Source organism: Actinokineospora alba, from assembly GCF_004362515.1.
Classification (GTDB): domain Bacteria; phylum Actinomycetota; class Actinomycetes; order Mycobacteriales; family Pseudonocardiaceae; genus Actinokineospora; species Actinokineospora alba.
The window spans coordinates 7,094,352-7,114,655 of record NZ_SNXU01000001.1 but is presented as its reverse complement, the minus strand read 5'-3'; the positions used below and the strand labels follow the sequence as shown (position 1 = coordinate 7,114,655).

Annotated in this window: 24 protein-coding genes; 5 read left to right on the top strand and 19 right to left on the bottom strand. The window is 70.5% G+C overall.

What is annotated here, in order from left to right; all coding sequences use genetic code 11:
- The 7 genes from C8E96_RS32105 to C8E96_RS32075 form a co-directional block, all read right to left on the bottom strand.
- Positions 1-597: an Asp23/Gls24 family envelope stress response protein gene (locus C8E96_RS32105; protein ID WP_091381390.1), complete on the bottom strand. Its 597-nt coding sequence runs from the start codon at positions 595-597 to the stop codon at positions 1-3.
- A complete protein-coding gene (locus C8E96_RS32100; RefSeq protein WP_091381388.1) occupies positions 594-1,130 on the bottom strand; it encodes a DUF6286 domain-containing protein in 537 nt (178 codons plus the stop codon). The genes C8E96_RS32105 and C8E96_RS32100 overlap by 4 nt, the downstream gene beginning before the upstream one ends.
- Positions 1,131-1,134: 4 nt before the next feature.
- Positions 1,135-1,497: an Asp23/Gls24 family envelope stress response protein gene (locus C8E96_RS32095; RefSeq protein WP_091381386.1), complete on the bottom strand. Its 363-nt coding sequence runs from the start codon at positions 1,495-1,497 to the stop codon at positions 1,135-1,137.
- Positions 1,494-1,676: a hypothetical protein gene (locus tag C8E96_RS32090; RefSeq protein ID WP_091381384.1), complete on the bottom strand. Its 183-nt coding sequence runs from the start codon at positions 1,674-1,676 to the stop codon at positions 1,494-1,496. The genes C8E96_RS32095 and C8E96_RS32090 overlap by 4 nt, the downstream gene beginning before the upstream one ends.
- Positions 1,673-1,969 carry a hypothetical protein gene (locus tag C8E96_RS32085; protein WP_091381382.1) on the bottom strand — a complete coding sequence of 99 codons (297 nt, stop codon included), beginning with the start codon at positions 1,967-1,969 and terminating at the stop codon, positions 1,673-1,675. The genes C8E96_RS32090 and C8E96_RS32085 overlap by 4 nt, the downstream gene beginning before the upstream one ends.
- Positions 1,966-2,445, bottom strand: coding sequence for an Asp23/Gls24 family envelope stress response protein (locus C8E96_RS32080; RefSeq protein ID WP_091381381.1), 480 nt, complete (start codon positions 2,443-2,445; stop codon positions 1,966-1,968). Before C8E96_RS32080 ends, C8E96_RS32085 begins: the two co-directional genes overlap by 4 nt.
- A gap of 179 nt (positions 2,446-2,624) precedes the next feature.
- On the bottom strand, positions 2,625-3,389 hold the full coding sequence (locus tag C8E96_RS32075; RefSeq protein ID WP_091381379.1) for a pyrimidine reductase family protein: 765 nt from the start codon (positions 3,387-3,389) through the stop codon (positions 2,625-2,627).
- 40 nt (positions 3,390-3,429) lie between these two features.
- On the opposite strand from C8E96_RS32075, the gene zapE reads away from it, so the two are divergent.
- Positions 3,430-4,449 (top strand): cell division protein ZapE, encoded by a 1,020-nt coding sequence (zapE, locus tag C8E96_RS32070; RefSeq protein ID WP_091381377.1) that lies wholly within the window; start codon positions 3,430-3,432, stop codon positions 4,447-4,449.
- Position 4,450: 1 nt separating this feature from the next.
- Here the strand turns inward: zapE and C8E96_RS33645 are convergent, their stop codons facing one another.
- Positions 4,451-4,609, bottom strand: coding sequence for a hypothetical protein (locus C8E96_RS33645; RefSeq protein WP_166658193.1), 159 nt, complete (start codon positions 4,607-4,609; stop codon positions 4,451-4,453).
- Positions 4,610-4,717: 108 nt separating this feature from the next.
- Complete coding sequence (locus tag C8E96_RS32065) at positions 4,718-5,365, bottom strand: phosphatase PAP2 family protein (protein WP_091381375.1); 648 nt, start codon at positions 5,363-5,365, stop codon at positions 4,718-4,720.
- Positions 5,366-5,427: 62 nt separating this feature from the next.
- Between C8E96_RS32065 and C8E96_RS32060 the strand changes: the two genes are divergently transcribed.
- Entirely contained in the window at positions 5,428-7,050 is a 1,623-nt protein-coding gene (locus C8E96_RS32060) for an ABC-F family ATP-binding cassette domain-containing protein (protein ID WP_091381374.1), read from the top strand.
- 44 nt (positions 7,051-7,094) lie between these two features.
- Here the strand turns inward: C8E96_RS32060 and rocD are convergent, their stop codons facing one another.
- On the bottom strand, positions 7,095-8,333 hold the full coding sequence (gene rocD / locus C8E96_RS32055) for an ornithine--oxo-acid transaminase (protein ID WP_091381372.1): 1,239 nt from the start codon (positions 8,331-8,333) through the stop codon (positions 7,095-7,097).
- A 137-nt stretch (positions 8,334-8,470) separates the two neighbouring features.
- On the opposite strand from rocD, the gene C8E96_RS32050 reads away from it, so the two are divergent.
- A complete protein-coding gene (locus tag C8E96_RS32050) occupies positions 8,471-9,352 on the top strand; it encodes a PPK2 family polyphosphate kinase (protein ID WP_091381370.1) in 882 nt (293 codons plus the stop codon).
- On the opposite strand, the gene C8E96_RS32045 is transcribed toward C8E96_RS32050, so the two are convergent.
- From C8E96_RS32045 to C8E96_RS32020, 6 genes are all read right to left on the bottom strand, one after another.
- On the bottom strand, positions 9,329-9,892 hold the full coding sequence (locus C8E96_RS32045) for a hypothetical protein (protein WP_091381368.1): 564 nt from the start codon (positions 9,890-9,892) through the stop codon (positions 9,329-9,331). The genes C8E96_RS32050 and C8E96_RS32045 overlap by 24 nt on opposite strands.
- 9 nt (positions 9,893-9,901) lie before the next feature.
- Positions 9,902-10,399, bottom strand: a complete 498-nt coding sequence (locus C8E96_RS32040) for a peptidoglycan-binding domain-containing protein (RefSeq protein WP_166658192.1) — start codon at positions 10,397-10,399, stop codon at positions 9,902-9,904.
- A 112-nt stretch (positions 10,400-10,511) separates the two neighbouring features.
- Complete coding sequence (locus C8E96_RS32035; RefSeq protein ID WP_091381363.1) at positions 10,512-11,507, bottom strand: TIGR03842 family LLM class F420-dependent oxidoreductase; 996 nt, start codon at positions 11,505-11,507, stop codon at positions 10,512-10,514.
- A gap of 10 nt (positions 11,508-11,517) precedes the next feature.
- Positions 11,518-12,903: a dihydropyrimidinase gene (gene hydA, locus C8E96_RS32030; RefSeq protein ID WP_091381361.1), complete on the bottom strand. Its 1,386-nt coding sequence runs from the start codon at positions 12,901-12,903 to the stop codon at positions 11,518-11,520.
- A 9-nt stretch (positions 12,904-12,912) separates the two neighbouring features.
- Entirely contained in the window at positions 12,913-13,755 is an 843-nt protein-coding gene (locus tag C8E96_RS32025; protein ID WP_091381358.1) for a nitrilase-related carbon-nitrogen hydrolase, read from the bottom strand.
- The gene (locus C8E96_RS32020; protein WP_091381356.1) at positions 13,748-15,286 is read right to left on the bottom strand and encodes an NCS1 family nucleobase:cation symporter-1; all 1,539 of its coding nucleotides are present in this window, start codon (positions 15,284-15,286) and stop codon (positions 13,748-13,750) included. Before C8E96_RS32020 ends, C8E96_RS32025 begins: the two co-directional genes overlap by 8 nt.
- A 318-nt stretch (positions 15,287-15,604) precedes the next feature.
- On the opposite strand from C8E96_RS32020, the gene C8E96_RS32015 reads away from it, so the two are divergent.
- Positions 15,605-15,805: a hypothetical protein gene (locus tag C8E96_RS32015; protein WP_091381354.1), complete on the top strand. Its 201-nt coding sequence runs from the start codon at positions 15,605-15,607 to the stop codon at positions 15,803-15,805.
- 4 nt (positions 15,806-15,809) lie between these two features.
- Here the strand turns inward: C8E96_RS32015 and C8E96_RS32010 are convergent, their stop codons facing one another.
- Together C8E96_RS32010 and C8E96_RS32005 are read right to left on the bottom strand one after the other, a co-directional pair.
- Positions 15,810-16,382, bottom strand: a complete 573-nt coding sequence (locus tag C8E96_RS32010) for an amidohydrolase family protein (RefSeq protein WP_228770149.1) — start codon at positions 16,380-16,382, stop codon at positions 15,810-15,812.
- A 41-nt stretch (positions 16,383-16,423) separates the two neighbouring features.
- On the bottom strand, positions 16,424-18,028 hold the full coding sequence (locus C8E96_RS32005) for a PucR family transcriptional regulator (RefSeq protein ID WP_091381485.1): 1,605 nt from the start codon (positions 18,026-18,028) through the stop codon (positions 16,424-16,426).
- A gap of 83 nt (positions 18,029-18,111) precedes the next feature.
- Between C8E96_RS32005 and C8E96_RS32000 the strand changes: the two genes are divergently transcribed.
- Positions 18,112-20,055, top strand: coding sequence for a TPM domain-containing protein (locus C8E96_RS32000; protein WP_091381350.1), 1,944 nt, complete (start codon positions 18,112-18,114; stop codon positions 20,053-20,055).
- Here the strand turns inward: C8E96_RS32000 and C8E96_RS33640 are convergent.
- Positions 20,052-20,195 carry a hypothetical protein gene (locus C8E96_RS33640; protein ID WP_166658191.1) on the bottom strand — a complete coding sequence of 48 codons (144 nt, stop codon included), beginning with the start codon at positions 20,193-20,195 and terminating at the stop codon, positions 20,052-20,054. The genes C8E96_RS32000 and C8E96_RS33640 overlap by 4 nt on opposite strands.
- Positions 20,196-20,304: the final 109 nt, after the last annotated feature.

The window sequence follows — 20,304 nt, the reverse complement described above, 5'->3', positions numbered from 1 at the left end:
TCAGCGCACTCGCTGCCGTTGCGCCGCGCCCAGTTCCAGCCGCACGGCTGTCGGCAGGTGGTCGACGCCGAGGGATTCGCGGGCCTGGCGCAGGACGGTGTCGTCCACTTCCCGCCACACCTGTTTGACGTCGGTGCCGTCTTCGAGCCACAGGCTCAGCCGCAGCGCGGGCTCCTCCTCGTCGCCGACCATGGTGGCGCGGGCTTTGCTCACGCCGGGGACCTGCTCCGCGTCGGTGGCGATGGCCTCGGTGATGGCGCCCGCGGTGACCAGGACGCCGTGGCCCCTGGTCGGGTTCAGCGCCAGGTCCGGGTGGTGTTCCGGGCGCAGGGTGGCGAAAACGATCCGCAGGCCGAAGGCCAGCAGCACCAGCCCCAGCACGATCGCGCCGATCCGGGCGGCCAACTGCCAGTCGACCAAGGTGCGCAGGACCTGCGGGTCCAGGACAGCGCGGGCGGCCCTGCCCTCGCCGAAGACGCCGTAGCCCAGCAGGGCCGCGCCGACTCCGAGCAGCAGCAGGAGCAGGCCGGTGGTCATGGTCAGGGCGCGTTCGCCACCGTAGGAGCGGGCGGCGGCGCGGGTGGCGGGGGAGGTCATGAGCGGTCCCTGGGGGAGTCGACGACCACGGATACCTTGGGCTGACGCTGCAGCGGCAAGTCGGCGAGGGTGGCCCGCACGGCACCGAGCAGCCGGGGACGCAGTTGGGCCTCCGACTCCAGGGCGCTGGTCGCGCGCACCCGGACCCGCTTGGCTGTGGCGCTCACCGACGCGCCGGTCACGTTGTCCTCGCCGCGGACGCGCGTGCCCACGATCCGGGCCAGCGAACGCGGCGACGTCTCGACCGTGACGCCCGGTGAGGGTTCCCGCAGGCCGACGTTCGTGCGCCGCGCCAGGGCCGCGAACAGGGCCAGCAGCAGGCCGGCCGCGGCGACGGCGGCCGCGGTGATCAGTACCGGGGTGCTCTGCCAGCTCAGGTCGGCCAGCGTGTCGCGCCACTGCCGCCAGGGGACGAGCAGCGACGGGCTCGCCGGCCGCCACCACGCCCACGCGACCTCGATGGCCAGCAACGCGCCCGCCGCGGCCAACGCCAGGCCGAGCAGCAGGCTCAGGACTCTCACCAGGACACGCACGGGCTCACTCCACTCGGGGACGGATCTTGGGCCGCAGCGCGGAGACCGTCACGTCGACGCCGCGCACGTGGTAGCCGGTCAGCCGCTCGACCTCGGTGATGACGCGCTCGCGCACGTCCTCGACGACGGTCCGCACGGGAGCCGGGTAGTGCAGCGCCACGTCGACCCTGAGCCGGACCTGGGCGCCGTCGCCGGTCACGTCCACCCGCGCGCCCTGGGTGCCCACCTCGACACCCGCCAGCTTGCGGGCCATCGCCGTGGTGCCCGGCGACTCGTCGGCCGCGCGTTCGGCGATCTTGCGGACCACCGACCGGTCGACCCGCAGCGTGCCGCGGTCCTCGACCGGCCGCTCGCTGACCTGGGTCACCGGTCTTTGCCCTTGGCCCCGCTGAGGACCTGGGACAGGTCGAGTTCGCCGTCGAGCATCCGCCCGACGACCAGGCCGATGAAGCCGAGCACCAAGGTGATCAGGAACGCGCCGAACCCCTGGGTGGCGGCCAGCCCGAGCAGCAGGCCCGAGACCAGGCCGATCTGGGTCGTGTTCATGCCGGTACTTCCTTGCTCTCGAGGTCGTTGACGTGCACATCGATCGGGAGGTCGCCCGCGACGCGCCGGACCCGGTCGCGCAGGGCGGCGACAACCGCCGGGATGGGCTGGTCGAACCGCAGGACCACCGAGACGGTGATCCGGTCGGCCGCGGTCACGCCGACCACGCGCCTGCCGGGCAGATAGGTCGCGACGGTCTGGAAGGGCCCGCCGTCGAGCCGGGCCACCGCCGGATCGGCGAGGACGGCCTCGCCGATCCGGTCGACCAGCTCGCCGGTGTGGATCGCGGTCATTCGACCCGGGACTTCTCGGGGGCGTCGTCGCCCGCGTTGTCGTCGGGCAGGTGGACGTCCTCCACGGAGATGTTGACCTCGATGACCTCCAGGCCCGTCATCCGCTCGACCGCGGTGATCACGTTGCGGCGCACCGCGCGCGCGAGGTCGGCGATGCTCGCGCCGTACTCGACGATCATGTCGAGGTCGATCGCGGCCTGCTTCTCGCCGACCTCGACCGAGACGCCCGCGGTGGACGATGTGCCCGCGCCGGGGATGCGCTCCTTGATCGCGCCGAACGCGCGGGACATGCCGCCGCCCATGGCGTGCACGCCGGAGACCTCGCGGGCGGCCATGCCCGCGATCTTCTGCACGACGTTGGACGCGATGGTGGTCTTGCCCTGGCCGTTCTCGTCGGCCAGCCGGGCGGGCGCCGGGGACTGGCGGGCGGCCGGGACCGTGTCGCGCAGGTCGTTCTGACTGTTGGTCGTCACCATGCTGGGCAGGCTCCTTCGGCTGGACTGCAACGGATCGACGTCACGATCCATTCTCGAAGGCGCGGGGGCCGTTGCCCGGGTCAAGCGGCAGGTTGACCGGAAAGAGTTAATCCGAAAGGACACCATCAGCTGACATCCGGTGTCTCAAGTGGATACTTGCCGCCCGGTCGACGAATGTGTCACTCCTCCCGGCGATAGCGCAGCATCAGGAAACCGTCCTCGGTCAGCACCGACGCCAGCGTGAGCCGCCGCGGCACCTCCGGCGGCGCTCCCAGGGCGATCCGCCCCGCGCGCCCGCCCGCGAGCAACGGCGAGACAGTCAGACACAGCTGGTCGACGAGGTCGGCCTCGATCAGCGAGCCGAACAGCTGCGGCCCGCCCTCGCAGCACACCCGCTTCAACCCCCGTTCCGCGAGCGAGACCAGCGCCAGCCGCGGATCGACCCGCTCGTCCCCGGCCACGATCACGTCCGCGCCCGCCGCCGTCAGCGCCGCGCGCCGCTCCGCCGGGGCCGACTCGGCGGTCACGATGATCGGCGGCACGAGCGTGTCGGTCACCAGCGGCGAGTCCGGGTCCACCGAGCACCGCCCGGTGACCACGGCGATCGGCGGCACCGGTGCCAGCCCGAGGCGGGAACGCCGCTCTCGTCTCAGTTCGGTGCTCTTGATCCCGCGATAGCGCTCCTCGCGCGCGGTGCCCCAGCCCACGAGCACCACGTCGGCCAGGTCGCGGCCCAAGGCGAAGATCCGCTTGTCGCCGGGGCTGGACAGGCCCGCCGACTGCCCCGCCACTGCGACCGCGCCGTCGGCGCTGCTGACGAAGTTGACCTGCACCCAAGCCCGGTCAAGGTCGCCCGGATAGGCGTAGAGCGCTTCGAGTTCGGTGTCGTCCACCACAGCCGGTGAACCCTGACCTGGGGAAACCCGGTTCTCGGGCCACAACATGTGCACCAGGACATCCCATCACGCCGCTACGCTCCCGTGCATGCCCGCCAGCCTGCTCGCCCGCGCGCCCGAGATCGGCGCGGAGGAGCTGATCGCCACGATGGCCCCACCGCCCCGGTTCGGCGCGGTCCGGTTCGACACCTATGTCCCGAACCCGGACGAGCCGAGCCAGGCCGCCGCGGTCCGCGACTGCGCCGCGTTCGCCGCGAAGGTGAACGCGCGGCCGGACAAGTCGCTGTTCTCGCGGATGTTCGGCGGCAAGGCCGAGACCGGCAGGCCCGGGCTCTACATCGACGGCGGCTTCGGTGTCGGCAAGACCCACCTGCTGGCCTCGATCTGGCACGCCGTGCCCGGCCCGAAGGCCTACGGGACGTTCGTCGAGCTGACCAACCTCGTCGGCGCGCTCGGCTTCACCCAGGCCGTCGAGCGGCTCAAGCAGCACCGGCTGCTGGCGATCGACGAGTTCGAGCTCGACGACCCGGGCGACACCATGTTGGTCACCCGGCTGCTCTCGCAGCTGACCGACGCGGGCGTGCACGTCGCGGCCACGTCGAACACGCTGCCGGACAAGCTCGGCGAGGGCCGCTTCGCCGCGGACGACTTCCTGCGCGAGATCCAGGCGCTGTCGTCACGGTTCTCCGTGGTGCGCGTCGACGGGCCGGACTACCGCCACCGCGGCCTGCCCGACGCCCCCGCCCCACTGTCCGATGTGGACTTGGCGGCCAGCGCGGAGGCGATCGAAGGGGCCACTGTCGACGATTTCGACGCGCTCTGCGGGCACCTCGGCTCGCTGCACCCCTCACGCTACGGCAAGCTCGTCGACGGCGTGACCGCCGTGCATCTGCGCGGTGTGCACGCGTTGCAATACCAAGACGTCGCGCTGCGCGTGGTGTCGTTCGCCGACCGGCTCTATGACCGCGCCATCCCGGTGGTGGTGTCGGGGGAGCCGGTGTCGGCCCTGTTCACCGAGGACATGCTGCGCGGGGGCTACCGCAAGAAGTACCTGCGCGCGGTCAGCAGGCTGGTCGCGCTGTCCCGCGACGCCGCGGCCGCTCGCTGAGTCAGCGCCGCGGGGAGTCGGCGGCGCGCTGCGAGCGGTCGATCAAGGCCCACACGGACAAACCGGCGTCCGAGTCGGCGGCCCGTGATCGGGCCTTGGCGGGTCGCGGATGATCCCGCAGCTCCTGGCGCACCTGGTCGTAGATGGGCGTGTCAGTCACGTACATCCTCTCGTCCGGCTTCCCCGTACACGCACAGTACGCCCGCAACCCTCTGACGCCACAGGGTGGTCCGTTCGCTACTTCGGGTGAGCCGGACGAGTGAACTCGTTACCGTGAGGTGCTTTCCAGGGGCGGCTGCACGGACGGTGGGTCGCCCACACGCTGGGCCGCGAAGTCGATCAGAGCGGCCAGAACGATCACCACAGCGACGCCCCAGAACAGCGCCCCGACCGTGTCGGTGAGGTAGTGGAACTCGCGGCCGATGATCGCTCCCGCTCCCACGGCGACCAGCACGAGCGCGATCGCGGCAGTCGCCACCGCGCGCCCGGGTGTCGCGTTGGCGGCGGCGACCAGCACCAGCACCGCCAGGATCGCGACCAGTGTCGTCGTGTGGCCGCTGGGGTAGGCGAGGCTGTCCTCGTGCGTGCGGTCGAAGAGCGGCTTGAGCACCACGGTGTTGATCCCGGCCGCCACCACCGGCCCGAGGACCGCCAGCGCGGCCACCCGGGGCCTGCCCGCGCGCAGGGCGATGGCGACCATGGCCGCCATGATCGCGATCATCGCGGCGGGGTGGGTGCACAGGGTCAGTGGGACCGCCAGGTCCGGCCGCCGGGTCAGTACGTCGAACACGGCCTGGTCGAACGGACCGGCCTCGGTGTTCCCGGCGACGTCCACGCCGATCGCGGCCATGACGAGCACGAACAGAGCGGCCAGGGCCAGGGCGAATCGGGGCGCGGCGAGCAGCGGACGTTCCACCCCGCCACTATGCCCGACAACTGGTTCGCTCCCGGCGGCCCTCATAAGACACCATCACGGGCATGGGACACCTCGATGCCTCCGGGCTCTCCTACACCCTGCCCGACGGCCGGGTGCTGTTCCGCGACGCCGGACTGCGGATCGGCGCGGGCCAGGTCGTCGCGGTGGTCGGGGAGAACGGCGCGGGCAAGAGCACGCTGTTGCGGATCATCAGCGGCGAGCTGACCTCCCCGGACGGCGGTGTCTCGGTGCAGGGCGGGCTGGCGGTGATGCCGCAGTTCGTCGGCTCGGTCCGCGACGACCGCACGGTGCACGACCTGCTGCTCGCCGTCGCGCCCGCCCCGCTGCGGGCGGCGTCGGCCGAGCTGGACCGGGTCGAGCTGGCCCTGATGGAGACCGACGACGAGCCGACGCAGATGCGCTACGCCCAGGCGATCGCCGACTACGACGAAGCCGGCGGCTACATCGCGGAAGTCCTGTGGGACACGGTGACCGTCGCCGCCCTCGGAGTCGGCTACGACAAGGCGCGCTATCGCGAGGTCCGAACATTGTCCGGCGGCGAGCAGAAGCGGTTGGTGCTGGAGGCGCTCCTGCGCGGGCGCGAGCAAGTCCTGCTGCTCGACGAGCCGGACAACTACCTCGACGTCCCCGGCAAGCGCTGGCTGGAGCGGCAGCTCGCGGAGAGCGCGAAGGCGATCCTGCTGATCAGCCACGACCGCGAGCTGCTCGCGGGTGTCGCCACGCAGGTGGTCACGGTCGAGGCGGGCACCGCGTGGACGCACCCCGGCGGGTTCGTCAGCTGGCACGACGCCCGCGAGGCCCGCTGGGAGCGCATCGCCGAGCAGCAGCGGCGCTGGGACGAGGAGCACGCCAAGCTGCAGGACCTGGTCAAGCTGATGCAGCGCGCGGCGGCGACCAGCCACGAGATGGCGAGCCGGTACAAGGCCGCGCAGACGCGGCTGCGCAAGTTCGAGGAGATCGGCCCGCCCCCGGTCCCGCCGCGCCCGCAGAAGGTCAAGCCGCGGCTGCTCGGCGGGCGCACCGGCATCCGGGCGATCACCTGCGAGAACCTGGAACTGACCGGGCTGATGAAGCCGTTCGACGTCGAGGTCTTCTTCGGCGACCGGGTCGCGGTGCTCGGGTCCAACGGGTCGGGCAAGAGCCACTTCCTGCGCCTGCTCGCCGACAGCACCAGCGTCGCGCACACCGGTGTCCGCAAACTCGGCGCGCGCGTCGTGCCGGGGTTGTTCGCCCAGACCCACCACCATCCGGAGTGGGTGGGGCGCACGCTCGTCGACATCCTGTGGCACGGCGAGGGCGGACGGGCCGGCCTCGACCGCGGCGCGGCGGCCTCGGTGCTGAGCCGCTACGGCCTCGGCGGGTCGGCCGAGCAGCGGTTCGAGACGCTCTCGGGTGGGCAGCAGGCGCGGTTCCAGATCCTGCTGCTCGAACTGGGCGGCTCGACCCTGCTGCTGCTCGACGAGCCCACCGACAACCTCGACCTGCACTCCGCCGAGGCGCTGCAGGACGCGTTGGAGGCCTACGAGGGCACGGTGGTCGCGGTGACCCACGACCGCTGGTTCGCCCGGTCCTTCAACCGGTTCCTGGTGTTCCAATCGGACGGTGTGGTGTCCGAATCGGACGAACCGGTGTGGGACGAGACCCGGGTGCGCCGAGCCCGATGAGTGGAGGCCGGGCGGCCGGGGCTATGCACCCGGCCGCCCGGAGTTCAGTGGGTGACGATCGAGGCGATGGCGTCGACGCCGAGGTCGATCTCCGCCTCGGTGATCACCAGCGGCGGCGCGACCCGCAGCGTCGTGTCGTGGGTTTCCTTGCACAGCACGCCGCGCTCCATCAGGGCTTCCGACGCCACCCGGCCGCTGGGGCCGCCGGGGGCGATCTCGACGCCCGCCCACAGGCCACGGCCGCGCACCTCCGCGACACCGCGTCCGACCAGTTCGCCGAGCCGCCCGTGCAGGTAGGCGCCCAGGGTCGCGGAGCGCTCCTGGAACTCGCCGGTCGCGAGCAGCTTGACCACCGCGCGGCCCACGGCGCACGCCAGCGGGTTGCCGCCGAAGGTCGAGCCGTGTTCGCCGGGCTTGAGCACGCCGAGGACATCGCCGCGGCCGACGACCGCCGACACCGGCAGGATGCCGCCGCCGAGGGCCTTGCCCAGCGTGTACAGGTCGGCGCGGACGCCCTCGGCGTCGAGGGCGAACAGGGTGCCGGTGCGGGCCAGGCCGGACTGGATCTCGTCGGCGATGAACAGCACGTTGTTGCGGTCGCACAGCGCCCGCACCTCGCGCAGGTAGCCCGACGGCGGCGCGAGGACGCCCGCCTCACCCTGGATCGGCTCGACCAGGATCGCGGCGGTGCGGTCGGTGATGGCGGCTTCGAGCGCCTGCGCGTCGCCGTACTTGACGACCTTGAAGCCCGGGGTGAACGGGCCGAAGTCGGCGCGGGCGACCTCGTCGGTGGAGAACGAGATGATCGTGGTGGTCCGGCCGTGGAAGTTCGAGCCCGCGACGATGATCTCCGCGGTGTTCTCCGGAACGCCCTTGACCCGGTAGGCCCACTTGCGGGCCACCTTCACCGCCGACTCGACGGCCTCGGCGCCGGAGTTCATCGGCAGCACGAGGTCGGTGCCGGTCAGCTCGGCCAGCTCGCGGCAGAACAGCCCGAGCTGGTCGTGGTGGAAGGCGCGGCTGGTCAGCGTCACCTTGTGCAGCTGCTCGACCGCCGCGGCGACGAGCGCCGGGTGGCGGTGGCCGAAGTTGAGCGCGGAGTACCCGGCGAGGAAGTCCAGGTAGCGCTTGCCGTGCACGTCGGTCACCCAGGCCCCCTCGGCCTCGGCGATCACCACCGGCAGCGGGTGGTAGTTGTGCGTGCTCCAGCGCTCGTCCATGGCGATGAAGTCGGCCGCCGACTCCGGCGTGGCTGCGGTGGTGGGAGGGACAGTCACGGTCATGCCCCCAGGCTAAGGGGGCAGCATGATGGTTTCATCCGGTGAGTGTTGCTTATTACGCCGATTTGTTGCGCCATCTGCGTGGCGGGCGGTGGTTTGTTGCGCGAGCAGAAGTCGGTCCGGCGGTTTACTCTTCCTGGATGGCTAAGAAACAGGGCACGTCCACGTCCGTCCGCGACGCGCTGAGGGTACGCGCGGGCGGTGCCATCCCGCATGCGCCGCGCGACACGCCGGTCGGTCCGTCGTCCAAGGTGGAAGCCGCCGCGGGCCTGGTCGGGACCGGCGCGGAGCTGGCCGGACTGCAGGAGGCGCTGTGGGCGGAGGGCACGTTCGGCGGCGGTGAGCGCAGTGTCCTGCTGGTCCTGCAGGGGATGGACACCTCGGGCAAGGGCGGCACGATCGAGCACGTCTTCGGCCTGATGAACCCCCAGGGCGTGCGGGTCGCGTCGTTCAAGAAGCCCACCCCGACGGAGAAGCGCAACCACTTCCTGTGGCGCATCCGCAAGCAGGTCCCGGCGGCGGGCCTGATCGGCGTGTTCGACCGGTCGCACTACGAGGACGTCCTGGTGGTCCGCGTCGACGAACTGGTCCCGCCCGCGAAGTGGGAGCCGCGCTACGACGAGATCAACGAGTTCGAGGCCGAACTCGCCGCGGCGGGCACCACCGTCGTGAAGTGCTTCCTGAACATCTCCGCCGAGGAGCAGCGCGAGCGTTTGCTCGCCCGGCTGGAGACGCCGGAGAAGCAGTGGAAGTACAACCCGAGCGATCTCGACGTCCGGGCCAAGTGGGGCGACTACGAGCAGGCCTACGCCGACGTCCTCGACCGCTGCTCCACCGAGGACGCCCCGTGGTACGCCATCCCGGCCGACCGCAAGTGGTACCGCAACTGGGCGATCGCGCAGATCCTCCTGGAGACCCTGCGCGACCTCGACCCCAAGCTGCCGGAACCGGCGTACGACGTCGCCGCGGAACTCAAGCGGCTCAAGAAGAACGACCCGCTACTGGCCGGCGCAGCGGAATGAGCCGTCGCCGCGCATCCAGCCGCGGAAGACCTGCTTGTACCAGAGCTTGTCGTAGATCACCGAGTGCGTGCAGGTGATGTTGACCTTGAACGGCAGCTCGACTATGCCCTCGTCCCGGTCGACCCAGCGGCCCTCGCCGGGGAAGCTGACCTTCCACTCCCAGGCGATCTGGTCCGACGCCAGGCTGGTGCGCACGTCGGCGGAGGCGTCGAGGATGTAGGCGCCGTGGTCGTTGTCGCGGACGTTGTACTTCCAGCTGAAGACCATGTCCCACTTCCACGCGGCGCCGAGGAAGCCGCCGAGGGTCTCGCCCAGGATGCCCTTCTGCGTCTCGCCGTGGTACTCCGAGGAGATCCCGACGATCTCCGCGTCCGCGCCGCCCTCGAGGGTGCTGTCGGAGACGCCGTCGGGCAGGCAGCGGGCGAAACCGCCCTCCTCCACGACCAGCTCGTGGCCGGGCCGCATGATCAGCTTGATCGTCTCCACACCTTTGTTCACCACATCGAGCGCCGCGCCCGCTGTGCCCAGTGCTCCGGTCACGGTGCCCTCCTACGCCATTTCCGATGAGTTGACCTGCATGGACTGAGCGATGACGTCCTGGAACTGCTCAGTCGACATTTCCTCGTCGGCGCTTCCGACGGGCTGCCACTGCTCGCCGTCCCAACGCCACTGGCCGTCCTCGGAGAGCATTCCGGGCGTGGCGTCGGTGGGCTCGGAGCTGTTCACGGCCTGCCAGTCGCTGCCGTCCCAGCGCCACTGACCGTCCTCGGACAGCTCGCCGACCTCCGGGCCCGCGGGTTCGGGTTCGGCGTAGCTGACCGTCTCCCGGCCGAGCGCCTCCCAGGTCTCGGGGCCGACGCGGCCGTCCTCGGGAAGGCCGTAGTTGCGCTGGAACTCGCGCAGGGCGTCCTCTGTGGACTCACCGAAGACGCCGTCGACGGCGTCGTGGAAGTACCCGAACTCGGCGAGGCGCTCCTGCATCGCGAGCACGTGGTCGCTCTGGTCGCCCGGCGCCAGTTCCTCATTCAGCGGAGGTAGCTCGCTCATGCGCCGACTCCTCGGCTCGGGGGTGATCCCCTTACCCTGCTGGCGCACAGGCGGCCGAGGCATCGCCTTCGGGACGGCCGAACGGACACGTCCGGCCGCCCCATCGGGCGAGTCAGCCCGCGTGTGGGATCACGTCGTCCCCGTAGGCGGCCAGGGTCTTCTCGCGCTGGTCATGCATCAGGTAGAGCGCGAACTGGTCGACGCCCAGCTCGGTCAGCTCGGCGATGCGGTCCACGTGGGCCGAGGCCGGGCCGAGCAGGCAGAACCGGTCGACGATCTCGTCGGGGACGAAGTCCGTCGACGGGTTGCCCGCCTTGCCGTGGTGGGCGTAGTCGTAGCCCTGCCTGCCGCGGATGTAGTCGGTCAGCTCGTGCGGCACCGGGCCGGATTCGCCGTAGCGGGCGACCAGGTCGGCGACGTGGTTGCCGACCATGCCGCCGAACCAGCGCAACTGGTCGCGCTGGTGGGCCAGGTCGTCGCCGACGTAGGCCGGGGCGGCGACGCAGATGGTGATGCCGCCCGGGTCTCGGCCCGCCGCCTTCGCCGCGTCGCGCACGGCGTCGATGGTCCACTTGGCGATGGCCGGGTCGGCGGTCTGCAGGATGAAGCCGTCGGCGTGTTCGCCGACCAGCTTCAGCGCCTTCGGGCCGTAGGCGGCCATCCACATCTCCAGCCTGCCGTCACGCACCCACGGGATGCGCACGGGCGCGCCGTGGTGCTCGACCTCGCGGCCCTCCGCCAGTTCGCGGATGACGTGCATGGCGTCGCGCAGGACGTCGAGGGTCGCCGGTTTCTGGCCGATGACCCGGCGGGCCGAGTCGCCGCGGCCGATGCCGCAGACGGTGCGGTTGCCGAACATGTCGTTGAGGGTGGCGAACAGCGACGCGGTCACCGACCAGTCGCGGGTGCTCGGGTTGGTCACCATCGGGCCGATGACCAGCGAGTTCGTCGCCGCGAGCACCTGGGAGTAGATGACGAACGGCTCCTGCCAGAGCACGCATGAGTCGAACGTCCAGCCGTGGGTGAAACCCCGCTGCTCGGCCTCGGCCATCAGCCGCACGACTTCCCGCGCGGGTGGGTCGGTCTGCAGCACCACTCCGAAATCCATGTCCCGCTCCTTAGATGAGGTACTGAGACAGGTCGCGCTTGAGGAACTTGCCGTGTCCCTCGCGACCGTGGAACGCGCCGTCGGCGATGACCACCGCGCCCCGGGAGAGGACCGTGTCGACCTTGCCGGTGATGTCCATGCCCTCGTAGGCGGAGTAGTCGACGTTCATGTGGTGCGTGGCCGCCGAGATGGTCTGCTTGGCGGTCGGGTCGTACACCACGATGTCGGCGTCCGCGCCCGGCGCGATCGTCCCTTTGCGACCGTGCAGGCCGAACATCCGGGCGGGCGTGGTGGAGCTGATCTCCACCCAGCGCTCCAGGCTGATCTCGCCTGCCACGACCCCTTGGTGCAGCAGGTCCATTCGGTGCTCGACGCCGGGCATGCCATTGGGGATCTTGGAGAAGTCGTCGCGGCCCATCTCCTTCTGGTCCTTGAAGCAGAACGGGCAGTGGTCGGTCGACACCACCGACAGGTCGTTGGTCCGCAGCCCGCGCCACAGGTCCGTCTGGTGGTCCTTGGGCCGCAGCGGGGGAGAGGCGACGTACTTCGAGCCTTCGAAGTCCGGCTTCTTCATGTCCTCAATAGACAGGTAAAGGTACTGCGGGCAGGTCTCGGCGAACACGTTCTGCCCGGTGTTCCTGGCCGCCGCCACGGCTTCGAGCGCGTGCCGGGCCGACAGGTGCACGATGTAGAGCGGCGCGCCGGTCACCTTCGCGAGCTGGATCGCCCGCGAGGTCGCCTCGCCTTCGAGCTCCGGTGGCCGGGTCAGGCTGTGGTGCAGCGGTTCCGTGCGGCCCGCCGCGATCGCTTGGGCGACGAGTTGGTCGATCGCGATGCCGTTCTCCGCGTGCATCATGATCATCGACCCGGTCTCCGACGCGCGCTGCATCGCGCGCAGGATCTCGCCGTCGGTGGAGTAGAAGACACCGGGGTAGGCCATGAACATCTTGAAGCTGTTGACCCCGGCGTCGATGCACGACTCCATCTCCTTGAGCGACGAGTCGTTCACGTCGGAGATGATCATGTGGAAGCCGTAGTCGATGGCGCAGTGGTTGTCCGCCTTCTCGTGCCACTTGTCCATCGTGGACAACAATGACGTTCCCTTGGCCTGCACGGCGAAGTCGATGATCGTCGTCGTGCCGCCCCACGCCGCGGCCGTGGTGCCGGTGGCGAAGGTGTCGTTGGAGAACGTGCCGCCGAACGGCATCTCCATGTGCGTGTGCGCGTCGATGCCGCCAGGGATCACGTACTTCCCTTTGGCATCAATGACAGTGTCCGCCTCGGTGAACACACCGGGTGCGGCCACCGCGGCGATGGTCTCGCCGTCGACCAGCACGTCGGCGGCCATCCGGCCGGTCGCGTTGACGACCGTGCCGTTGCGGATGAGCGTGGTCATCTCGTCCTCTCAGGGCCGGGTGAGCGACTCGTAGGTGTCGGGCCTGCGGTCGCGGTAGAACGCCCACAGGTCGCGGACCTCGGCGAGCTTGTCCATGTCCAGGTCGCGGACGACGATCTCCTCCTCGGTGTCGGACGCCGCGTCCCCGACGAGCTGACCGCGCGGGTCGACGAAGTAGGACTGGCCGTAGAAGTCGTTGTCGCCCAGCGGTTCCACGCCGACCCGGTTGATCGTGCCGACGTAGTACTCGTTGGCCACCGCCGCCGCGGGCTGCTCCAGCCGCCACAGGTACTCCGAGAGCCCCCGGCTCGTCGCCGACGGGTTGAACACGATCTTCGCCCCGGCCAGGCCCAGCGCCCTCCAGCCCTCGGGGAAGTGCCGCTCGTAGCAGATGTAGACGCCGATGCGGCCGACCGCGGTGTCGAACACCGGGTAGCCCAGGTTGCCGGGCCGGAAGTAGAACTTCTCCCAGAATCCCTTCACCTGTGGGATGTGGTTCTTGCGGTGCTTGCCCAGGTACGTGCCGTCGGCGTCGATGACCGCGGCGGTGTTGAAGTACACCCCGGGCTGCTCCTGCTCGTACATCGGCACGATCAGCACGACGCCGTGCCGCTCGGCGACCTCGCACATCAGCTCGGTCGTCGGGCCGTCCGGGATGCCCTCGGTGTAGGAGTAGTAGTCGGCGTCCTGCACCTGGCAGAAATAGGGGCCGTAGAACAACTCCTGCAGGCACACCACCTGCGCGCCCTGCGACGCGGCGGTGGCGATGGCCTCGACCGCGTTGGCGATCATGGAGTCCTTGTCGCCGGTCCACTTCTGCTGGACCAGCCCCGCCCTGATGAGGTTAGGCACGGGCTTCTCCTTCTTGTAGCCGAACAGGAACGTCGTCGCGCGAGGGCAGCGACAACGCGAGGTAGGTGGCGAAAGCGGCGACGACGCCGACGAGCCAGTTGTAGTCGTAGAGCGGCTTGAGCAGCGGGATCAGCCCGTCGGCGGGGAACGGACCGCCATAGGCGCCGCCGACCGCCAGCACCGCGCCGACCAGGGTGGCGACGACCGCGCGCAGGTTCCAGCCGCCGTTGAACCAGTAGCGGCCGCCGCCGTCGCGGTAGAGGTCCTTGACGTCGAGGTGCGTGCGCACAACCAACCAATACCCGCCGACGAGCACGCCCGCCACCGCTGCGAGCACGCCGCCGTAGAAGCCGAGCCAGGCGAAGATGTAGATCGACGGGTCGGAGATGAGCCGCCACGGCATGACCGCGATGCCGATGACCCCGGTGATGAGCCCGCCCATGGCGAACGTGATGCGCTTGGGGAAGGCGTTGGAGAAGTCGTAGGACGGGCTGACGACGTTGGCCGCGAGGTTGCACGACACGGTCGCCAGCACCAGCGCCACCAAGGCCACGATGATGACCGCCGGGTTGTCGAACCGGGCCGCGAGCAGCGCCGGGTCCCAGATCGCCTCGCCGTAGAGCACCTGCCCGCCGGAGGTGGTGAGGATGGCGACGATGGCGATGAACGACATGGTCGTCGGCAGGCCGAGGATCTGCCCGCGGATCTGCTTGCGCTGGCTGCCGCCGAACCGGGTGAAGTCCGGCATGTTCAGCGACAGCGTCGCCCAGAACGCGATCATCGCCATCAGCGACGGCGCGAAGACCTTCCAGAAGTCCGCGCCCCAGCCCAGCTTCGACGGCGCCGAGAGGATCGGGCCGAGCCCGCCCGCCTTGACGAGCACGTAGCCCAGCAGGATCAGGAAGCCTACCGACACCAGGGGAGCGGTCCAGTTCTCGAACCGGCGGATCGCGTCCATCCCGCGCCAGATGATCAGCATCTGGATGATCCAGAACAGGCCGAAGCACAGCCACAGCGTCCAGTGCTGCCCGAGCACCACCGCCGAGTTCGTCCAGCCGTCGCCCGCGAGGGTGCCGACGATGACGTAGAGCGCCTGCCCGCCGACCCAGGTCTGGATGCCGAACCAGCCGCAGGCGATGAACCCGCGGAGCAGGGCGGCCAGGTTCGCTCCGCGCACCCCGTAGAACGCGCGGGCGAACACCGGGAACGGGATGCCGTACTTGGTGCCCGCGTGGCTGTTGAGCAGCATCGGGATCAGCACGATCAGGTTGCCCAGGGTGATCGTCATGAACGCCTGGATCCAGTCCATCCCGAACGCGATCAGCGACGCCGCCAGCGTGTAGCTCGGAATGTTGTGCGCCATCCCCATCCACAGCGCGAAGTAGTTGTACGTCGTCCACGTGCGCTTCTCGACCGGCACGGGCGCGAGTTCGGGGTTGTAGTAGCGGCTGTTCGCTATCCCGGCGTGGTCGGGCAGGTCGACTCGGCCGTCGGGCTGGGTGATCTGGGTGGACTGTTCCGCAATCGCCATCGCCTACTCCGATGCTCGTGGATCAGAGTTCCATCCCGGCATCGTGGAGGCAGCCGCTGTCACCCGGCAGTGTCACTGTGTTCAGGCTTCCCGCACACAGTGCACACAGTGCCAGTTGCTTAATCCGGCGGCGCCGTCGCGGCGGTTATGCGAGCGGGCACCCCTATGCGGTGCCCCTGTGCGTCGCATCGGCCTATTGCCCGACGTCGACCTAAAGGTTAGGTTTGTGTTTCGGAGGGAAATCGGCGTTATTCGCCGTATTTCCCTGGGCGCCGGCAACCGGGGGGTTCCATGGCCTGGCCTGATTCGCGACGAACCGTGTCGGACACCGCGACCGATGGTGATCCTGTTGACTGCCAAGAGATCCCACCTGGTCTCGGCGCCCGGCTCGTGCCCGCGGCGGCGATGGCGGTGATGGTCGCATTGGCCCTCGTCCTCGTCTGGCGGGTCGGGGCATTGGAAGACGGGACCGGCCGGGTGCCCGCGGCGGAAATGGTCGTTCCCATTCCCGCCCCCTAAACCATTAGGGGTATCCCGCGTCGGGGGTCGACCCGATATCCGCAATCCGATCGGTCAGGTCTTTCCTGAGCGAATCCGGGGCGTAGCTCGCGGCCACGCCCGCCCGGGCGAGGTCGCACACGCCCGCGACGTCGAGTCCCGCCAAGTCGGTGATGAGGCGGTACTCGCGGTCGAGGTCGGTGTCGAACATGCCGTGGCCGACGCGGTCGGCCTTGAGGTCGCGCAGTGCCGACCACACGGTGTCCGGGCCGGTGGTCTCGCCCGCGTGCACGACGGCTTTGAGGCCGAGGGCGCGAGCTTGGGCGAAGTGGTCGGCGAACTTCGCCCGCGGCACACCGTTCTCCATCCCGGCGAGCCCCAAGGCGACCGTCCCTTCGGGAGCGTGGTCGCGGAGGAAGTCGAGGGTCACATCGGCGGCGGCGAGGCCGCGTTCGCCTGGGATGTCGAAGATCCAGCCCAGTTCGACGCCATGGTCGGAGCGGGCCGCTTGCCTGCCCTCGGTGAGGGCGGCGCGCAGGTCTGGTGTGGGGATACAGGTGCAGGTCGGTCTTCGGGGACGCGAGATCAAGTCGGTCACGTTCGTTGAGCTTATCCGCCGGCTGGTGTGCTGGGGCGGGGCTATCCGCTGTTGCGCACGTCCAAGGCCAGAAGCGCCACATGCAGCGAAAGCACCGACTCCGGGTCGTCGAGGGAGACGGCCAGGATCTGCTCGATACGGGCTAGTTGTTGGTAGTAGGCGGTTCTGGACATGTGAGCGGCCGCTGCCGCCGCTGATTTGTTGCCGCCGTGTTCGCAGTAGTGCCGCAGCGTGTCCAGCAGTCTGCTGCCGTGGGCCGTGTCCCTCGCGATGAGGGCGGCCAGTTCGCGGTCGGCGAAGGCGGTCACCCGGTCGTCGTCGGCGAGTAGGTGGAGCAGACCCCTCAACCGCACGTCATCCAAGCGGTGGAAGGGTTTTGTGCCGGGGGTGCGTAGGGCGGCTTGGGCTACGTGGGCGGCTTCGATCAGGCTGCGTCGGGCCTGGCTGATCGTGCCGACCGTCGTCCCCACGGCCAGGACGACGGCGCGGGGGGACTGGTGGATTTCCTTCGCCAGCCTGCGCAGGACCGACTGGGTGTCGGCCTGCGGGGTCAGTGAGAGCAGTGCTCGCACACTAGTGTCGTCGACGATGCCGACCAGGGCCGCCACCCGGGCCCGCCGGGTCGCCAGGGAGGTAGCCTCCGCGAGGTCGCGCAGGACCTCCTGGGTGGCCATCGCCGGCGCCGGGGTCACCTCGGTGCCCGGTCGCACGGAGACGCCGATGAGCTGGCGGTTCTCCAACGGCACACCAAGTCCCGTGGCCCGCGCGACGAGGTCCGGGGGTGGGGTGGGGGCGGCCAGCAGCTCGGTGAGCAGGGTTCGGTGGGCGTGGCGTTCCAGGCCTTCGCGGTCGCGGGCGGCCAGCCGGTGCACGGCCAGCGCCGAGGCCGCTCGCTCGACGATCACGATGTGGTGATGTGCCGGTGGCTCCGGGCAGAGCAGCACGAGCCTGCCCCAGTCGTTGCCCCGCGCGCCGACGACGGTGACCAGCCAGCCCGCCGCGTCGTGGTACGCGGTTCGCTCGGAGACCGTGACCGCGCGGGAGCGTCGTGCCCAGTCGGCCAGCAGTTCGCCGGGGGCCTCGCCGCCGGCGTCGTAGGCGAGGACGTCGTGGGCGAGTGTCTCCAGCACGACCGGCAGGCCCGACGCCCTGCTCACCTCGCGGAGGACCTCGGCGGGTTCGGCGCCCGCGACGGTGAGCGCGGTGAACGTCTCGTGGACCTGTTCCGCGGTGCGCAGCTCGGCGACCTGGGCGTCGACGATCAGGCCGACCACGGCCTCGGTGACCGCGACGAACCTGGTTTCCCTCGACAGGGTGATCAGCGGCAGCCGGTGCCGCTCGGCGGCCGCCGACAGCGCCGGGGGCAGGGCGTGGCTCCAGTGCCGGACCAGTTCCACCACGATCCCCGCGGCGCCGATCCCGGCCAGCTCGTCGACGTAGCGGGTCAGCGCCTCCGGGTCGTCGGGCAGGGCGATGCCGGTGGTGAGGACGAGTTCGCCGCCGCGCAGCAGGTGGGCGATATCGGCGACCTCGGCGGCGTGCACCCACCGGACCCGGTGCGAGAGCCCGGACGCGCCCGCGACCACGGTCGGCGCGCCCTGCCGCATGACCGGCAGCGCCAAGATCTCCGACACGGTCGGGTACATCGACACACTGTAAGCCGCGACGCGGCGTGCCGGTACACCTTGACCAGCCGGTACACCCGTCCGCCACCCGTTAGATTCACGCCATGCCGTTCGCCCGGGTGTTGACCGTCGTGGCCTTCCTAGTCCTGATCTGCCTGCCCGGGGTGGCGTCGGCCGACCCGCCGTCGCGGCTGGCGAACCAGATCACCGACACGGCGCAAGCGCTGGACGCCGGTGAGCGGTCCGAGGTGCAGGCGGCGATCGACAAGCTCTACGAGTCGCGCAAGCTGCGCCTGTGGGTGGTGTTCGTGCCCGACTTCGACGGCCAGGCCGCCGCTTCGTGGGCCCAGCGCACCGCCACGCTCAGCGCCCTGGGCGACCGTGATGTCGTGCTCGCTGTCGCCACCGTGGACCGCGAGTACAACCTGTTCTCCGCCGGGCTGCCCCAGGAGATCAGCGACGCCGAGTTCGAGAACCTGCTGGTCGACGGCATCGAACCGGCACTGCGCACCCAGAACTGGGCCGGTGCGGCCGTCGCCGCCGCGTCCGGGCTCGACACCGCCGCCGGAGCGTCGGCCTCGGGCCGCGGTCTGCTGATCGGCGGCGCCGCGATCGCCGCGGGCCTCGGCGGGGTGTACGTCTACACCCGGGTTCGGAAGCGGTCGCGGGTCAAGGCGAGCATCGAGGCCGCCCGCGACGTCGACCCGCTCGACACGGCGGCGTTGGGCGCGCTGCCGGTGGAGGCACTCGACCAGCGGTCCAAGGATCTGCTGGTCGAGTTGGACAACGCCCTGCGCACCAGCGCGGAGGAGCTGGAACTGGCCCGCGGCGAGTTCGGCGCCGACCAGACGCGTCCGTTCGCCGAAGCGTTCGACACCGCGAAGGCCGCCCTGGCCCAGGCGTTCACCCTCCGGCAGCGGCTCGACGACAAGATCCCCGAGACCCCGCAGCAGCGGCGGGACCTGCTGGTCGACATCATCAGCGGCTGCGGCGCGGCCGACCGCGAGCTCGACGCCCAGGTCGCCGAGTTCGACGGCATGCGCGACCTGCTGATCAACGCCCCGCAGCGGCTCGACGCGCTGACCCAGGAGATGGTCACCCTGAGCAGCAGGCTGCCGGAATCGACGGCCACGCTGGAGCGGCTCGTCGGCGAGTTCCCGGCTCCGACCCTGGCCCCGGTGCGCGACAACGTCACCCACGCGAAGGAGCGGCTCGACTTCGCCGACCGCAACATCACCGAGGGCCGCTCGTTCGTCGCTCGCCCCGCGGGCCAGCAAGGCCCCGCCGTCGCCGCGATCCGCGCGGCCGAGGGCGCCGTCGGCCAGGCCCGCACCCTCCTCGACGCGGTCGACAGCGCCGCCGACAACATCCGCCACGCCATCGCCACGCTGCCCGCCGCGTTGGAGGAGGCCCGAGCCGACCTCGCCGCCGCGGGCGACTTGGCCGCCCACGGCGGCGAGGACTTGGCCTCAGCGCGCGCTGCTGCCGCGGACGCACTGACCCGCGCCGAGGCCGCGCAGGGCAGCAACCCGCTTGGCAGCTTCACCGAGATCGCGGCGGCGGACGTCGAACTCGACAAGGCCATCGCCGCGGCCGCCACCGAGAAGCAACGCGTCGAACGCCTCCGCGAACAGCTCGACCAGGCGATGACCGCCGCGTCCGCCCAGGTCACCGCCGCGGGCGACTTCATCTCGACCCGCCGAGGTGCCGTAGAGGCCGAAGCGCGCACGCGGTTGTCGGAGGCCCAGCGCCACCTCGACGAGGCCGGCCGGTTGCGCGAATCGGACCCGTCGACGGCCCTCCAACACGCGCAGACCGCGGCCGACCTGGGTGCTCGGGCCGCGCGGGCGGCGGAGGCGGACGTCCGCGAATGGGAGCGCCGCAACGCGCCGCAGTCGCCGTTCGGTGGGACGTCGGGGGCGATCTTGGGCGGGATTATGCTGAACAGCGTGCTGCGGGGCGGTGGGGGCGGTGGTGGTGGCTACAGCCCTGGGTCGTTCGGCGGGTCCAGCAGCTCCCGCCGCATCGGCGGTGGGGGCCGGTTCTAGTTCGTGCTCTCGGGGCCGGTCGCGGTCTGCCGCAGGCGGTCGACGAGATTCACGAATCCGGGTCGGGAATCGCCGTGCGGGGCCAGGCAGAGCTCCAGCGCGTCGGAGAGCGCGGACGATCTTAAGTGTGGTTTGAGCATTCGGGTCGGAACGATGTCGACCGAGCGAGGACTTCGTGCCGATGGCGAGCCAATAGCTCGCCCAGCGATGCTCGATCGGAGCAGCCCGCCCGATCATCGGCTGTCGGCT

Bases quoted from the DNA above. Each gene is read 5' to 3' on its own strand.
- C8E96_RS32105 (WP_091381390.1), bottom strand. From the start codon at position 597: ATGACCTCCCCCGCCACCCGCGCCGCCGCCCGCTCCTACGGTGGCGAA.
- C8E96_RS32090 (WP_091381384.1), bottom strand. From the start codon at position 1,676: ATGAACACGACCCAGATCGGCCTGGTCTCGGGCCTGCTGCTCGGGCTG.
- C8E96_RS32085 (WP_091381382.1), bottom strand. From the start codon at position 1,969: ATGACCGCGATCCACACCGGCGAGCTGGTCGACCGGATCGGCGAGGCC.
- C8E96_RS32080 (WP_091381381.1), bottom strand. From the start codon at position 2,445: ATGGTGACGACCAACAGTCAGAACGACCTGCGCGACACGGTCCCGGCC.
- C8E96_RS32075 (WP_091381379.1), bottom strand. From the start codon at position 3,389: ATGTTGTGGCCCGAGAACCGGGTTTCCCCAGGTCAGGGTTCACCGGCT.
- zapE (WP_091381377.1), top strand. From the start codon at position 3,430: ATGCCCGCCAGCCTGCTCGCCCGCGCGCCCGAGATCGGCGCGGAGGAG.
- C8E96_RS32060 (WP_091381374.1), top strand. From the start codon at position 5,428: ATGGGACACCTCGATGCCTCCGGGCTCTCCTACACCCTGCCCGACGGC.
- rocD (WP_091381372.1), bottom strand. From the start codon at position 8,333: ATGACCGTGACTGTCCCTCCCACCACCGCAGCCACGCCGGAGTCGGCG.
- C8E96_RS32050 (WP_091381370.1), top strand. From the start codon at position 8,471: ATGGCTAAGAAACAGGGCACGTCCACGTCCGTCCGCGACGCGCTGAGG.
- C8E96_RS32040 (WP_166658192.1), bottom strand. From the start codon at position 10,399: ATGAGCGAGCTACCTCCGCTGAATGAGGAACTGGCGCCGGGCGACCAG.
- C8E96_RS32035 (WP_091381363.1), bottom strand. From the start codon at position 11,507: ATGGATTTCGGAGTGGTGCTGCAGACCGACCCACCCGCGCGGGAAGTC.
- hydA (WP_091381361.1), bottom strand. From the start codon at position 12,903: ATGACCACGCTCATCCGCAACGGCACGGTCGTCAACGCGACCGGCCGG.
- C8E96_RS32020 (WP_091381356.1), bottom strand. From the start codon at position 15,286: ATGGCGATTGCGGAACAGTCCACCCAGATCACCCAGCCCGACGGCCGA.
- C8E96_RS32005 (WP_091381485.1), bottom strand. From the start codon at position 18,028: ATGTACCCGACCGTGTCGGAGATCTTGGCGCTGCCGGTCATGCGGCAG.
- C8E96_RS32000 (WP_091381350.1), top strand. From the start codon at position 18,112: ATGCCGTTCGCCCGGGTGTTGACCGTCGTGGCCTTCCTAGTCCTGATC.
- C8E96_RS33640 (WP_166658191.1), bottom strand. From the start codon at position 20,195: ATGCTCAAACCACACTTAAGATCGTCCGCGCTCTCCGACGCGCTGGAG.